Below are 14160 nucleotides of genomic sequence, written 5' to 3'. Positions count from 1 at the left end.
CCTGCCGCGCCGGGAATCCTGGCTCTACCGTCTGCTCCCCGAAACCGGCTTCGCCCGCTTCAGCCTGCAACACCTCCTCGGCGACCCCGAATTCGCAGGTCTCCTGCAGGCCAACCCAAAACTCATCCGCATCCTCGCCCCGCTCTACAACGCCATGGGCATCGACCTGCCGTCCGAGCCCCCCTTCGGCCCTGACCCACCGCCAGACTCCCGTCGCCACATCCTCTTCGGCGCGCCAAGTCTCGACGCACCAAAACCCGACCAGCAGGAGCCCCCAGCCCAAGCCAGAGATTTGAAAAATCGCCCCGCTTGACCAAGCAGCTTCGCACGAAATTATTGTTACGATATCAAAACGAAAATGAAGGGATCGAACAAATTCAAACCCATCCCGCGACCGGACGCCACACAGCGGTCACCTTGATCTCGCAGCAACCCGTCCTACACGCTCGGCTCATGCATCCCGGCAGCCGCGAAGAACGCCTGCGTCGTCTCGGAGGTGAGGCAGATCGAGATGATCTCGCCCTCGCCCTCGCCGACGCTGACAAAGGCATGCGCCATCGCGCTGTCGATATAGGCACTCTCGCCGGCCTTGAGTTCGACCACATCATAGAACTCGGTATGGAGCCTGACCGTTCCCTTGATGATGAAAATGAATTCCTCGCCGCTGTGCGAACTCCAGCTCGTGATGTCCTCGAGCGACCGCGCCTTGATCGTCATGATCAGCGGGATCATCCGTTTGCGGCGCAACCCGACCGAATGCACCGCGTAGTCATACATGCTGGTCGCAAAATGCACCGCCTCGCCGGCAGCGGTCACGGCAAGCCTGCCCCCGGCACGCGACACCCCCGCATCCCGCAGGAGACCATCGAAACCCACATTCAGCCCCTGGGCAACCTTGACCAGAGTGTCGAACGTCGCGGCAACCTGGGCATTCTCGATCTTCGAAAGCGTCGCCATCGATACGTGCGCACGCGCGCTGAGGTCTTTCAACGTCCAGCCCCGCTCCTTGCGAAGATGCTTGATCCGCTCACCGATTTGACGACCCGATGGGTCCATGGTCACGGTTCCTTGTCATGATCTCCACCCGCCGCCCAAATACCGTCAGTCCAAGTCAAAAGTATAGCGCCAGCGCACGCCCAGCGCACGTTCTCGCCCGTCAAATCATGGCCCAGCGTGCCCATCATCCGGCCTAGCGCAGCGCGGTCGACATCGCCGAGATCGCGTTCACCCAGCCGATCGCCTCGGCGACCGATGCGATCGCGAACCTGATCGTCAACGCATCGATGCGCTCGGCCGGCGGTAGCGTTTCGGCCAGATCCGCCAGCGCCGGTTGGTTCATCACCAGTTCGAGCGAACGCGGCCGATCGATCAGGAAGGGCCGCGCGCCCTCGATGCGGCGCAGCGCCGCCTCGGCGCCGGCCCGGATCGCGCTCCGCGCCGCCTGCACCGAAATCGCCTGCGCCGCCCGGTTGGCAAGGGCGGTCTTGACCACGACAAAGGTTGCGCCGGGGAAATGCGGCCGGTTTGCCGTGGCACACCGGTCATCCCCCGTAACGAGAACCACGGGCACGCCGCATTCGCCCGCATAGGCGCCGTAGAGCCCGGTCTCGCCGAGCCGCCGCCCGTCGATGCTGACCCCGTGGAACGCGAAGCCATTGGTCGTGTGTGCGAGGACGCCGAATTCCGAAGCGCCGGCATGATGGCCGATACAGAACACGGCATCAAAATCCGCGGTCAGGCCGGCGAACATGTTGAAGGGTTTCGGCTTGCCGGTGATAAACGACGCCTCGGGCCGGAGCTGTTCGACCACCAGGTTGGTCATCGGGCCATGCGCGTCGTTGACCACGATCGTCGTGGCACCCGCCGCGATCGCGCCGTCGATCGCGGCGTTGGCCTCCTCGGTCATCAGGCGCCGGGCCCGCTCGTATTCGGCGTTGCCCGGCGTGCCCTGCTCCGGCGTCACCACGCCTGCCACCCCTTCGATATCGACGCAGATATAGATTTTCATCGGTTCGATCCCTTTCAGCCTGCTGGCGGCACCCTGCCGGACCCGTTGCCTATCCGGGTGGGGTGGCGACCACCCGGAATCGGAGGGTCTGGACCCGCGCCGGCTCGGGCGGCCCCAGCAAGACCAGACCAACGATCATCCCGGTCCGGCAGGGCACGCGCACCTCGAACCGCCCGAACATCGGCCCGTCCGCCGGCAGGATTTCGGCGCGATCGGCCTGCGGCGGTCCGACGCGCGCCCGCAACGCCGCCAGTTCGGCCGCCCGTTCGGCGAAGGAGCGGTCCATGGCGACGTTTTCGAGGCAGATCGACCCAGCCACGTCATCGTCCCAGCGCGCGATGAGCGCCGCCACCGTCCGGCCCAGTGCCGCGATCTCCGGCGGCGGCTCGACCGTCGCGGGTTTCATCGCGCAGGCGCCAAGCAGCCGGTCCAGCGCCGCGGCGACCGGCATCCACGCGCCGGAATAGGTGGCGTTCTCCAGCCCGACGACGCCGATCCGCGCGCCTTGGTTCCAGCGCATATGGGCGCTGAAACCCGGATAACCGCCGGAATGATGCACGGTGAGCCCGTGCCGCGCGTCCGATTGCGCGATCAGGCCGAAACCATACCCTTTGAACAGCAGGTCCTCGCCGTGCTCCGGCGCGATCGGGGTGTGGATGGTCTGCATCTCCCGCCGACTCGCCGCCGATAGCGGGCCCCGCTCCGGCAGGTCCGCCCGGAACGCCTCGCAAAGCCAGGACGCCCATTTCGTCAGGTCCGCACCGGTCGACATCAGCCCGCCGATGCTCGAAAACGCGCCGGGACCGCTCTGCGATAGAGCCAGCCACCCGCCGTCGAGCGGCCGGTAGCCGGTCGCCATCTGCGCCTCCGGCACCATCGCATGGTCGAATGTCGTCGCCTCCAGCCCCAAGGGCCGCAGCAGATGCTCGGTCACGAACGCCGGGAAACTCTGCCCGCTCACCCGCTCGACGACCGCGCCGAGCAGCGCATAGCCGAGGTTGGAATATTCGAACCGGGTGCCCGGCAGGGTGGTAAAGCGCACCCCGGTTTCCAGGATGGCGCGGAAGGCGTCCTGCGAGATCGATTCCTGCCGGTCCGCCCAGGGGTCGTCGGTCGCCAAGCCGCCGGCCATCGTCATCAGCATGCGCAGGCTGGGCACCACCGGCGCACCGGCCGGCAGCGTGCCGCGCAGCGCGGGCACGAATTTGGTGATCGGCTCGTCCAGCACGAGCTGGCCGGCATCGCGCAATATCAGCAGCGCGGCGGTGGTGAAGCTCTTGGTGCACGAGGCGATGCGAAACCGCGTCTGCCGGTCCGGCGCTGCCGCATCGATCGTCCGGCAGCCAAAGCCGCCCTCGAACACCGGGCCATCCTCGTCGAACACCGAAAAGAAACAGCCGGGCGCCGAGCCCTGGGCCACGCGCGCCGCGAACAGCGCCGCGATCTCGGATTTCACCGGCTCGAAATCGGTCAGAGATCGGAGTGATGCCATCGGCCTGAGTTCCTGATGCTGAAAATGCGATTATGGCAGATCGGGTGCCGCGGCGAGCAACTGCCGGGTGTAGCCGTGCTGCGGGTTGGCAAAGATGGCCTGGGTTTCAGCCATCTCCACGATCTCCCCCTGATAGATCACGGCCACCCTGTCGCACAGCGAGCGCACGACGGCGAGGTTGTGCGAGATGAACAGGATCGACAGGCCGATCCTGTCGCGAAGATCGGCGAACAGATTGATGATCCCGGCCTGGACCGAGACGTCGAGCGCCGAGGTCGCCTCGTCCGCCACCAATAACCGGGGACCGACCGCAAGCGCCCGGGCAATCGCCATGCGCTGGCGCTGGCCGCCGGACATGCCGGACGGGCGCGCGTCGAGCAGGCTTGCCGGCATATGCACGAGCTGCATCAAGTCCTGGCACCGCTGCCGGCGCGCTTCGCGCGTCGTGCCGATCTGGTGGACGATCAGCAGTTCCTCGAGCATCTGCCAGATCGTCATCTGTGGATCGAGCGAGGCGTAGGGGTCCTGAAACACCATCTGGATGGCGCGGCGCTGCGCCTTGGTGCGCCGGTGGGACAGGGTCTGTCCCTCGAAGCTGACCGTGCCGGCATAGCGTTCCTGCAGACCCACGATCACCCGGCCAAGGGTCGATTTTCCCGAGCCGGATTCGCCGACCAGCCCCACAATCTCGCCGGTTCCGACGCGCAGATCGACATCGCGCAGCGCCCGATGACCCGCGTCGCGCCGGCGCGTCGTGAAGGTGACCGAGATCGTCGCCGCGACCAGCCCGGTTGCGCCCGTCATGCCTGCCTGCCACTGCTGAAACGCTCGATCTCGTCATCGCCGGTCGCCGCAACCTGCCAGCCGGGACGAACCTCGACCAGCGGTGGCGCCGGGCTTCGTACGCGCTCGGTGAGCGGCGGGGCAGAGGCGGCAATCCCCTGCAAGCGCTGGATCGGCCCGTTGATCCGCGGTGCCGCGGCAAGCAGCGCCCTGGTATAAGGGTGCGCCGGTGCTGCGATCATGGCGCGCAGATCGTCCGACTGTTCGACGATCCGGCCGGCATACATCACGCTGAGGCTGCCGCAGAACGCCGCCACCACCGAAAGATCATGCGTCACATACAGAAATCCGGCCTGCAGATCCTGTTGCAGCGCCTTGAACAGATCCAGGATCTGCGCCTGAACCGTCACGTCGAGCGCTGTGGTCGGCTCGTCGCAGAAAATCAATGCGGGATCGCAGGCGATGCTGGCCGCGATCATCACGCGCTGGCGCATGCCGCCGGACAATTGATGGGGATAGGCGTCGACCCATCGTTGCGGGTCACGGATTCCGACCCGCGTCATCAATTCGACGGCAAATTCGCGCGCCTGCCGCCGGCCCCAGCCCCGCCGCCAGGCCACGCTGTCGACGATCTGGCGGCCCACTCGCATCACCGGGTTCAGCGCCACCGCCGGCTCCTGGAACACCATCGCGATGCCGGTGCCGCGCACCGTGGCCAACGATTTGCCGCCATCGGCAAGCAGGTCGCGCCCCTGGAAGCGGATCGCGCCTGAGGTGACGAACAAATTCTGCGCCAGCAGGCCCATCGACGCCCGCAACGTGATGCTCTTGCCGGAGCCGGATTCGCCCACCAGTCCCCGCGCCTCGCCGCGGCCGACGCGGAGCGAAATATTGTCGAGCGCCGGGTAATCCTGCGCATCGATCCGCGCCGAGACGCAGAGGCCGTCGATCTCGAGCAGAGGCGCATGGTCGGCCGGCTCAAGCCGCTTGCCGTCATCAATATTCATGTCTTGACGCGCAGAGCATTGGCGAGGCCGTCGCCGATCAGCGAAAGCCCGAAGCTGGTGAGGATCACCGCCGCGGCGGGGATCAGCATGAGATCATAGTAGCCGCCGGCGAAGAACGGCTGGCCATCGGCCATCATGCTGCCCCAGCCCGGCGTCGGCGGCACGATGCCGAGGCCGAAATAGCTGAGCGTCACGATCACGCCGATATTGGCGACGATGTCGCTCATCGCATAGACGATCGCCTGGCTGACGACATTGGGCACCAGATGGCGGAACACGATGCGTGCGGTGCCGAGGCCGCTGACGCGCAGCGCATCCATGAAATCGGTCCGGTTGAGCACCAGCGCCTCGGCGCGCACGATCCGCGCATAGGCGACCCACGAGACGATCGAAATCGCCGCGAAGATGCTGCCGACGCCGTTGCCGAGAATGAACACCAGGCTGATGACCAGGACATAGAAGGGAAACGCCACCACGACATCGGCGATCCGCATCACGACGACATCGAACCAGCCGCCGAAATAGCCACTGAGCGCGCCGATCACCGTCCCGATGACGAAAGGCGCCGCCACCGCCGCCGTGGCCAGGAACAGATCGGTGCGCGCGCCATAGAGAACGCGACTCCAGAGATCGTGATCGGGTCATAGCGGGTGAGCAGGGGCGCGAAGATCGCCATCAGCACAATCGTGCCGATGATCGCCACGCCGGCGATGAGATGGCGGTTCCGCCCGCGCGCGCGGGTGCCGAACCACAGCTGCACGCGGGGCCGCGTGACCGGGGCGAACGCCGTCATTGCAATCTCACGCGCGGATCGAACAATCCGTAGGCGATATCCGTCAGCAGATAGACAAAGACCACCAGCAGCGCGAAGACCAGGGCGCTGGCCTGAACCACGGGGAAATCCCGGTTCAGAATCCCGGTCATCAGAAAGGTCCCCATGCCCGGAATGGCGAAGACGTTCTCGATCACCAGCGAGCCGCCGGCCAGGTAGCCGACCTGGATGCCGAGGATGGAAATGCCGCTGATGGCGGCGTTGCGCAGCGCATAATCGAGCCAGATCGATCGCCGGCTGAGCCCTTTCGCCTTGGCGAAGTTGACGTATTCGCTGTTCAGCGCGTCCACCAACGCGCCGCGCAATCCCCTGATCAGGAACGGCACGATGACCAGTGCGACCGAGATCGAGGGCAGCACCAGCGAGGCGATATGTTCGAGGAATGTTTTTCCATAACCGGCGACCGGAAACCATCGAAAGTGCAGGCTGAAGGTCGCGATGAGGACCGAACCGGTAAAGAACAGCGGCGTGCCCTGGGCGATGGCGTTGAAGCTGCGGATACCGGTATCGACGGCGCCGCCGCGGCTCACCGCCATCCAGACCGAGAGCGGCACCGCGATGACGATGCTGAACAGCGTCGCCAGCGCCATCAGCCACAAGGTCGGCGGCAGCCGGATCCACAGCAAGCCGAGGATCGAGTGCTGGAAAAACATCGACTGGCCGAGGTTGCCCACCGCAAGCTCACCCATGAATGTCAGGTACTGGCGCCACAGTGGCTGGTCGAGCCCCCATTGGTGGCGCAGCGCCGCGATCGCCGCGGGGGTGGCACGGTCACCCAGATAGGTGCGTGCCGGATCGCCGGGTGACAGATGCATCAGCAGGAACGTCAATGTCGCGACGCCCAGAACCACCGGAACGAGCAGCAGAAGGCGCCTGATCAGAAATCTAGCCATGGATCGCCCCTATGCGCCGGCCGATCGCGGGCAGGGTGCGAACCGGTGTGGCCGGCGCCGGCGCGCATCGGCTCACCGGATCACTTCGACATCCAGACATCGACCAGATTATAATTGCCGGTCACGAACGGATGAAAGCCGTGGACGTTCGCCGCATAGGCATAGACCTCCGGCGTATAATACAGCGGCACGTCGGGTTGATCGCGATTCCACTGCTGTTCGACCTTGAAATAAAGCGTCTGCCGGGCGGCCTGGTTGTTGAGCGTCGCCGCCTTGGCGATCCAGCCGTCGATCTTCTCGTTCTTGTAGAACGAATAGAGCGCGTGGGCGCCGCCGTCATAGGCGCCGACGAAGCGGATGATCTCGTCGGGGTCGACGATGTCGGTGGTGTCATAGCCGAACGCCAGATCGAAATTGCCGTTCTGCCGCGCATCATAGACGGCCGCGGGGTCGAGCGTCTGGATCGTGATCTTGATCCCGAGCTTGGCCAGCGATGCCTGGATGATTTGCGCCATCGTCTGCTGGTCCGAGTTGCCGCTGGCAACCGTGATGGTGCCCGAGAACCCGTGCGGCACCGGCGATTTCTGCAGATACGCCTTGGCCGCCTTCATGTCATAGGGATATCCCTTGATGCTCTTGTCGAAGGACCAGGAACTCGGCGACATATACGCGCCGGCCGGGGTGCCATGGCCGAACAGGACGACTTTCACCAAGGTCTTCTTGTCGATCGCGGATGCGATCGCGCGGCGCACATCGACATTGTTGAACGGGGTTTTGGTGTTGTTGATCGCCAGGAAATCCACGCGGCTCGATGGGAAGGCGCCGATCTTGACCGTGCCCGAATTCTGCAGCGTCAGGATGCTGGAATAGGCGGGGAATTCGTCGATCTGGGCCTCGCCGCCCTGCACCTCGTTCACCCGCGTGTTGCTGTCGGCCACATCCTTGAATGTGATCGAATTCAGGTAGGGCAGGCCATGGCGCCAGTAGTGCGGGTTGCGCACGAAAGTGGCTTCGACGCCGGGGGTCAAGCTTTTCAGCATGAACGGGCCTGTGCCGATCGGGTGTTTGGCAAAATCGGCGGGCTTCATGCCGGCGTAGTCGTAGGGGACGATGGAGTTGGCGAAAATGGCCATGTCGGCCGGCAGCGGCGCGGAGGGCTTCGTCGTCTGGATCACGACGGTGTATTTGTCAGGCGTCGTGATCTTTGCGATCGAGGCATCGATGAACGAAAACGGGCTCGACGGCTTCTCGGTCTGCTCGATCGAGAACTTCACGTCTTTCGAGGTCAGCGGCTGGCCATTGGTGAAGGTCACGCCGTGGCGCAGTTTGAATGTCCAGTCGAGCCCGTTGGCGGATTGCGACCACGATGTCGCCAGATCCGGCCCGACTCCCTTGCCGTCCGCCTTGGGCAGCAGCAGCGTGTCGTAAACCTCTTCGATCACCCAGATCGAGGCATTGTCGGTCGGCTGTGACGGCATGAGGGTGCGGAGCTGCGCAGCCCGGAGCATGACAAGATCGCCACCGTGTCGCGGCGTTGCCCCAGCGCGCGCAGCTTGCACCACCAAGGGGCTCACGCTCATGGTCAATCCCGCCAACAGGCCCAGCACGCCCCTGCCCATGGGTGATGGTCTCATAGCTCCGGTCTCCTTCAATCGTTGATGGTTGATCGGCCCGAACGATGGCTCCAGGCCGATCCAGCCGCGCCACGTCATCGCCGGCTTCGCAGTCGCGTCATCGTTGCGCGTGGCCTGATCGCGGCGGCGTCGGCGGTTCTGACATCGGCAGGTTGAACATCATCGGTCACGTCGCATCCGTTCCATGGCACCAAGTGCGGGCAGGTTGGGTGAGGGCAGGCTCGCTGTGGGAAGGCCGCGCCTGCAAGCGACACATCGCTCCGTCCCGTTGCAGACCCTGCAAGACCACCCAGATAGATGTCAAGAAACTATTTTCATATATGAAAATATTGACCATTATATAGTCAACTTCTGCTCGTGTGCCGTCTATTGCGGCAATACGCGTTGGAAGCAACGCAGGGAAGGATCAGATAGTGATACCGATTGACTGCGATTCGCTCATCGATCTGCCGACGCCGTGCGTCTGCGTCGATGAAACCCGCCTCATCCGGAATATTGAGACCGTCGCGGCTCTGGCCGGGCACGGCGGCGTCGCGGTGCGCCCACACGTCAAGACCCATAAATCCATCCGCATTGCGCGCGAGCAGGTCGCGCGGGGGGCAAGCGGGATCACCGCTTCGAAACCGGCTGAGGCAATGGTGTTCATCAGAGCTGGCATTCCGGCGATCACGGTGGCCTACCCCATTGTGGACCCACGCCAGATCCTCGCACTTCTGGCCGCAGCGTCTGAGCACGGTGTCGCGGTGCGGTTGATCGCGGACAGTGCCGAGACGGTCCACGCCGCGGCGGCGGCCAACCGGAGCCTTGGTGTTCGCACCGAACTACAGCTCAAGGTCGATGTCGGCCTGCACCGTTGCGGCGTCGACCCGCTCGGCCCCGGCGCGGTCGAGATCGCGCGGATGATCGCGGATGCGCCGCATCTCGCCTTCGCCGGCATTCTGAGCCATGCCGGCCAGGCCTATGCCGCCGTCAGCGCGGACGCAGTGCGGCGGATCGCCCGGCAGGAGCGCATGATCATGGTCGAGCTGAAAGCCAGGCTCGAGCAGGTGGGCATCGCGGTGCCCGGGGTCTCGGTCGGCAGCACGCCGACTGTGCTGCTGAACGATGGCTTCGAAGGCATCACGGAAATCCGGCCGGGCAATTATGTGCTGTTGGACCGGACACAGAGTGCGCTGGGGGCCGCGCGGCCGGAGGATATCGCCATGACGGTTCTAACGACGGTGATCGCGAGCAATCGGCACAATGCAATCATCGACGCCGGCTCCAAGGTGCTCAGTTCTGATCGTGGCGCGCATGGCGCGGACAGGATCCAGGGTTTCGGCTCGGCCACGCGCCTGAGCGAACCATCGGACGGGCTGTCGGACCCGCCGTTCATCATATCGCATCTGTCGGAGGAACATGGCTTCATCCCGCTGGCCGGGCGGTCGCTGGCGATCGGCGAGACGCTTCGGATCGTTCCCAATCACGCCTGCCCGGTGATGAACCTCGCCGATCGCTTTTTGCTCGTCCAGGCTTCGGGCAGGCGTCTGATCGAGCCGGTCGATGCGCGGGGAGTATCGTTCGCGCCGATCAGCCTCGGGTGAACGGGCGTGCGGGATGGAGAGGGATAGCTTGTCCAAAATCTTCGCGCCGCAAGCGGCTCAAAATGGAGCGGACGTTTATCGGATAGCGGCTTTCACGGGCATTATCCAGCGATTGGTTCGGCCGAGCGGGCGGCAGACCGATGGTTTTCCGGCGCTCGACTTCAGACTACGCACGATCAGACATGAACCGCGCCGTGAACCCGGGGGCTGTTTGGTTTGAGTCGGGTCGGCATAGCCAGCTCGTTCACTTGTTCATACTCTTGCGCTGCAGCCTCGGCGGGCGGGATATTTCCGATCGCCTCGGAGAGCCGTCGTTCGTCGAGCACGTCCACCTATTCGAGGGTGGCGAACTCCACCGTTTCAACATTGCGCCATGGCCGGGGCGGATCATTTGCGCTTTGAACTGGCCGTTGATCGTCGCTGCGAGGGCATTGCCGTAGCAGTAATCGATGCTGCCGACCCGGCGCTCGATGCCGGCCTCGGTCAGGCGCTCCGTATAGCGGATCGAGACATATTGGACGGCTCTGTCGCTGGAGGCTCGAGGCTACCCCTCTGGGTCGGACGACGCGCGGACCTCAGGCGAATATCGCTTCGATGTCTCTCGCTTCTCCTTCGCTCCAGCCTCTCAAGAGTTCGAGCCGCCAGAAAATCCAGGGCGGTTCAGTCGCCACGAGACCCATCAATCGTTATCGAAATTTTTGAAAAAAACGGCAACCGAGGTGTGGCCAGCCTCAGGAATATCGCCGGAGTGGGTGATCCCCGAAACGATAGCGTTTACTATCGGGATTGCCATTGCGTCGATCCGATGACGCAACGGGGATTCGTCGACGACCGGGTCGAGAGTCACGCCTAGTTGAGCCGCCAAGCCATTAGCAGCGATCATTCGTGCCCAGTGAGCGACCATTCGGTTTATCGGCGTGTGGACGACATCGAGGACATCAAGTCCGAACGTAGCGGCAATCCACCGCCATGTCCGGTCTTCCCACCAAGTAACATGATGGGGTGGTGCGTTGAGAAGGTCACGGCATCGGCTGATGTAACTCCCCGCATTGGGCGTCGCTAGGATGACGGTGCCTCCCGGCTTAGTCAGCGCCACCGCAGCCTCGATGAACTCCCGCGGATTGCTGACATGTTCAAGAACCTGGAACGAGCAGACCACATCAAAAGCCTCTGGTCGGGCCGCTGCAAGGTCGCGCACGTCGGCGTCAATTACAGGCACACCAGCCATGTTCGCCGTCATGACAGCGTCGGGGTTAAACTCAAGCCCAAGATAATCTGCATTTTGTAGGTAACGATAAAAATGGCCAACGCCGGCGCCGATTTCCAGCACGTGACTGCCGTTGGGGATATAACGCGCCGCAATTTCGAAATCTGGCCGATCAGAAGGGTGATACCACGGGAGCTTCGACAACTCAGCGTAAAATTCGGGATCTCCGACGACGGGCGGATCATAGAATGACAGCCCTGTTTCGTTGTCATAGAATAAACCAAGCGCTGACGTCGTCGCAAAGTACCGTTCAATGTCGATCGCATAGGCTCGTTTGTAGCCGGCAATCAACTGCCTGACGTCAATCGATCGGATCAACCGGACGCTGTCAGTCCGACCGGTCAACGGGCTGGACGGAGCTAAAGCAGTTGTCTGAGCTTCTCTTTCGACCGGTGTTACATGATTCATAGCATGAACTCTTTAATCTCTTTATTTGTGTTAGGCCAAACGGACCGCTCTTGCGGCGGTATGATCGAAGCGGGCGCCGGTGTCATCGCGCTAAAAATCTCGTTCGTGCGGCGCCTGTGCTGGTCAATCGAATGGTGCCGGGCGATCAGCGTCAGGCCATTTGAAGCGGCTTGCATCCGAAACGCCACATCCGAAATGAGACAGGAGAGAAAACGACAATAGGCGACTGCTGTTTCGAGCGGTGTGGCACCGTACGGCACGAGGAAGCCGGATTTGCCATGCTGGATGATTTCGGGAAGGCCATCAGAGTCGGGAGCGATCACAGGCAGACCCGCTGCCATTGCCTCCAACACGACGTTCGGCAGCCCGTCGAACATTGACGTATAGATGAACGCGTCGTAATTTGAGGCATTGATTTCATTGAAATTTTTGTAGGCGCCTTTATACGATAGATGGGTGCACCCATCGAAAATTAGCGGATCGAATGGGTCTGAGTCGGATGCCGAGCTGCCATAGATATCGATTACGAGCGGTATATTTTGTGCGTCCAGAATTTCTGAGATCAAGACGAGGATGAGCGGATTTTTTTGCCAAACAAGCCGCGATGCCCACAGGACGCGGTAATTCGTTTTTTGGCGCGCGTGTCTGGCTTGATCGTTTGTCATCGTCACGGGGCAGTATGCGCGCAGGCAGGACCACTTGTCCGGGCTAATCTTCAGCCTGTCGCGATCGTACTCGATAAGTTTTTGATGATCGCTCACGATCAGATCGATCGCCGAAAAATTCTCAATGATAAAATTAAAGCGGTTTGGACCTGTGATGATATTGCTGTCGAGGACATGTCGGTCGTCGCAGAAACGATAGTAAACGACCTTGTGCCGGTTCAGCACGACGCTATAGCCCTGACTAAAGAAGTTGAAGATGAAGCCGCTGGTCTTCAGATGGAGGCGGGCAGATGGGCCTGCCGATAAGAGCGCGGCGAGTACGATAAAATGGTCGTCTCGTTCGATCGGGTAGCCGAGGTTCCAGAGATCGAGCAGGTCGGTGCCGGGCGGCAGATGATCGACGTTGATCGGGCCGGGGTTCGGATCGTGGCAAACGACCAGGATACGGGTCTGCCGGTCATTTGCGAACAGTGAATGCATCACCTGGATGAGATATTTTTCGCTTCCGCCGACGGTTAGTGCGGGCAAAACGAATATGTCGGTGTATCCGGAATCCTCCAATGCCGCCCATGTCCGCAGATATAGGTCCGCAGGAAAACGGGTCGGCCGCGGTTCGGCGACTAACCGTCGCGGATGATAGGAACCGATTGAGACCGAGGGGTCGATCATATTCATTTCGCTGATCAAGCTACGATAGACATCGCCGGCGACAAAAGAGCGGATCTCTGCGCGCCAGTCGTCGCTTTCGGATACGGCTATGCTGGCCCCGGGCCGTTGTTCAATCGCGCGGCGGAATCGTTCCGGAGTGAAAAGATTTGTCGTCGGAATTCGATACTGGCCCGGGTTCCGGACTCGTGGCGAATGTCCGGCGTAAGACTGTCGTCTGAAAAGCAAGGTGTTTGATGCGGTGACGACATCGTAGCCGGCTGCAACGGCATCGCATAGGAAGGTCCAGTCTTCCTGCTCAGGCCCAGCGCCATCGGGTGGGTGTTGAAACTGAACGTTCTCGAACAGGTGGCGGGGTGCCAGAAGGACGGTCGGGTAGTAGTGGTTTCGCATCAGGGCGAGGGGCGAAATGACCGACAAGTCGAAATATCGCTCGACATAGGGGTTTGGGCCGAAATGGACGCTGTATCCTGGGATTACGATCGTGGGATTTGGCGCCGGTCGGATCTTACGGATCAGGTCCACGAAGGCGTTGGTGGACAGAAGATCGTAGCCGTTGAAGATGAGCAGATTGGAGCCATTGGATTGCGCGATAGCATCGTTTCGAGCGGCCGCTAGGCAGTCGGCATCGCTATGGACGATCCGGACGCAGGCGAAAATGTCAGGATGATACGTCGCCGTCCATGCCGCATCATGGCGGGAGCAACGGCTTATTACAATGATCAACTCGACCGTGATGTCGTCGCGGGCAGCCGCGTGCGCGGCAACTTCGAGCGACATGACGGCACGTCGGAAAAACATAGCGTCGTCATCGACTGGAAGGATGATCCGTGCCTATCCGGTTGACTCAGACACCCACTAGGGCTAGTGGCCCCCGCCATGGCGGCCATTGACATTCACCAGCGTGACGAACTGGCTTTTC

12 protein-coding genes and 2 pseudogenes are annotated in these 14160 nt (G+C 62.5%); 2 read left to right on the top strand and 12 right to left on the bottom strand.

The window, feature by feature from the left end; translation table 11 throughout:
* A pseudogene (locus B7X49_RS16890) lies at nt 1–313 on the top strand (hypothetical protein); the annotation flags it as partial.
* Nucleotides 314–438: 125 nt separating this feature from the next.
* Here B7X49_RS16890 and B7X49_RS16885 read toward each other — a convergent pair.
* The 9 genes from B7X49_RS16885 to B7X49_RS16845 all read right to left on the bottom strand — a co-directional run bounded on the left by B7X49_RS16885 (nt 439) and on the right by B7X49_RS16845 (nt 8649).
* The gene (locus B7X49_RS16885) at nt 439–1056 is read right to left on the bottom strand and encodes a helix-turn-helix domain-containing protein (protein ID WP_286704740.1); all 618 of its coding nucleotides are present in this window, start codon (nt 1054–1056) and stop codon (nt 439–441) included.
* A 133-nt stretch (nt 1057–1189) separates the two neighbouring features.
* Nucleotides 1190–2008 carry a M55 family metallopeptidase gene (locus tag B7X49_RS16880; protein WP_286704739.1) on the bottom strand — a complete coding sequence of 273 codons (819 nt, stop codon included), beginning with the start codon at nt 2006–2008 and terminating at the stop codon, nt 1190–1192.
* A gap of 49 nt (nt 2009–2057) precedes the next feature.
* Complete coding sequence (locus B7X49_RS16875) at nt 2058–3500, bottom strand: serine hydrolase (protein ID WP_286704738.1); 1443 nt, start codon at nt 3498–3500, stop codon at nt 2058–2060.
* Nucleotides 3501–3530: 30 nt separating this feature from the next.
* A complete protein-coding gene (locus tag B7X49_RS16870; protein ID WP_286704737.1) occupies nt 3531–4304 on the bottom strand; it encodes an ABC transporter ATP-binding protein in 774 nt (257 codons plus the stop codon).
* On the bottom strand, nt 4301–5290 hold the full coding sequence (locus B7X49_RS16865; RefSeq protein WP_286704736.1) for an ABC transporter ATP-binding protein: 990 nt from the start codon (nt 5288–5290) through the stop codon (nt 4301–4303). The genes B7X49_RS16870 and B7X49_RS16865 overlap by 4 nt, the downstream gene beginning before the upstream one ends.
* A complete protein-coding gene (locus B7X49_RS16860; RefSeq protein WP_286840326.1) occupies nt 5287–5862 on the bottom strand; it encodes an ABC transporter permease in 576 nt (191 codons plus the stop codon). The genes B7X49_RS16865 and B7X49_RS16860 overlap by 4 nt, the downstream gene beginning before the upstream one ends.
* Nucleotides 5832–6083: a hypothetical protein gene (locus B7X49_RS16855; RefSeq protein ID WP_286840323.1), complete on the bottom strand. Its 252-nt coding sequence runs from the start codon at nt 6081–6083 to the stop codon at nt 5832–5834. Before B7X49_RS16855 ends, B7X49_RS16860 begins: the two co-directional genes overlap by 31 nt.
* Nucleotides 6080–7015: an ABC transporter permease gene (locus tag B7X49_RS16850; RefSeq protein WP_286704734.1), complete on the bottom strand. Its 936-nt coding sequence runs from the start codon at nt 7013–7015 to the stop codon at nt 6080–6082. The genes B7X49_RS16855 and B7X49_RS16850 overlap by 4 nt, the downstream gene beginning before the upstream one ends.
* 80 nt (nt 7016–7095) lie before the next feature.
* The gene (locus B7X49_RS16845) at nt 7096–8649 is read right to left on the bottom strand and encodes an ABC transporter substrate-binding protein (protein ID WP_286704733.1); all 1554 of its coding nucleotides are present in this window, start codon (nt 8647–8649) and stop codon (nt 7096–7098) included.
* A gap of 413 nt (nt 8650–9062) precedes the next feature.
* Between B7X49_RS16845 and B7X49_RS16840 the strand changes: the two genes are divergently transcribed.
* Nucleotides 9063–10232, top strand: a complete 1170-nt coding sequence (locus tag B7X49_RS16840; RefSeq protein WP_286704732.1) for an alanine racemase — start codon at nt 9063–9065, stop codon at nt 10230–10232.
* A 176-nt stretch (nt 10233–10408) separates the two neighbouring features.
* Here B7X49_RS16840 and B7X49_RS16835 read toward each other — a convergent pair.
* The 3 genes and pseudogenes from B7X49_RS16835 to B7X49_RS16825 all read right to left on the bottom strand — a co-directional run.
* A pseudogene (locus B7X49_RS16835) lies at nt 10409–10799 on the bottom strand (hypothetical protein); the annotation flags it as partial.
* 112 nt (nt 10800–10911) lie between these two features.
* Nucleotides 10912–11790 carry a bifunctional 2-polyprenyl-6-hydroxyphenol methylase/3-demethylubiquinol 3-O-methyltransferase UbiG gene (locus B7X49_RS16830; RefSeq protein WP_286840319.1) on the bottom strand — a complete coding sequence of 293 codons (879 nt, stop codon included), beginning with the start codon at nt 11788–11790 and terminating at the stop codon, nt 10912–10914.
* 113 nt (nt 11791–11903) lie between these two features.
* Nucleotides 11904–14018, bottom strand: a complete 2115-nt coding sequence (locus tag B7X49_RS16825; RefSeq protein WP_286704730.1) for a glycosyltransferase family 4 protein — start codon at nt 14016–14018, stop codon at nt 11904–11906.
* Between the last annotated feature and the right edge of the window lie 142 nt (nt 14019–14160).

The organism is Acidiphilium sp. 34-64-41 (assembly GCF_002282635.1).
GTDB classification, from domain to species: Bacteria; Pseudomonadota; Alphaproteobacteria; order Acetobacterales; family Acetobacteraceae; genus Acidiphilium; species Acidiphilium rubrum.
The sequence above is the reverse complement of the archived record's forward strand: the minus strand, read 5'-3'. Positions and strand labels throughout refer to the sequence as shown.

Excerpts from the sequence above, each read along its gene's own strand:
- B7X49_RS16885 (WP_286704740.1), bottom strand. The coding sequence starts at position 1,056 with ATGGACCCATCGGGTCGTCAAATCGGTGAGCGGATCAAGCATCTTCGC.
- B7X49_RS16880 (WP_286704739.1), bottom strand. The coding sequence starts at position 2,008 with ATGAAAATCTATATCTGCGTCGATATCGAAGGGGTGGCAGGCGTGGTG.
- B7X49_RS16875 (WP_286704738.1), bottom strand. The coding sequence starts at position 3,500 with ATGGCATCACTCCGATCTCTGACCGATTTCGAGCCGGTGAAATCCGAG.
- B7X49_RS16870 (WP_286704737.1), bottom strand. The coding sequence starts at position 4,304 with ATGACGGGCGCAACCGGGCTGGTCGCGGCGACGATCTCGGTCACCTTC.
- B7X49_RS16865 (WP_286704736.1), bottom strand. The coding sequence starts at position 5,290 with ATGAATATTGATGACGGCAAGCGGCTTGAGCCGGCCGACCATGCGCCT.
- B7X49_RS16855 (WP_286840323.1), bottom strand. The coding sequence starts at position 6,083 with ATGACGGCGTTCGCCCCGGTCACGCGGCCCCGCGTGCAGCTGTGGTTC.
- B7X49_RS16850 (WP_286704734.1), bottom strand. The coding sequence starts at position 7,015 with ATGGCTAGATTTCTGATCAGGCGCCTTCTGCTGCTCGTTCCGGTGGTT.
- B7X49_RS16845 (WP_286704733.1), bottom strand. The coding sequence starts at position 8,649 with ATGAGACCATCACCCATGGGCAGGGGCGTGCTGGGCCTGTTGGCGGGA.
- B7X49_RS16825 (WP_286704730.1), bottom strand. The coding sequence starts at position 14,018 with ATGTCGCTCGAAGTTGCCGCGCACGCGGCTGCCCGCGACGACATCACG.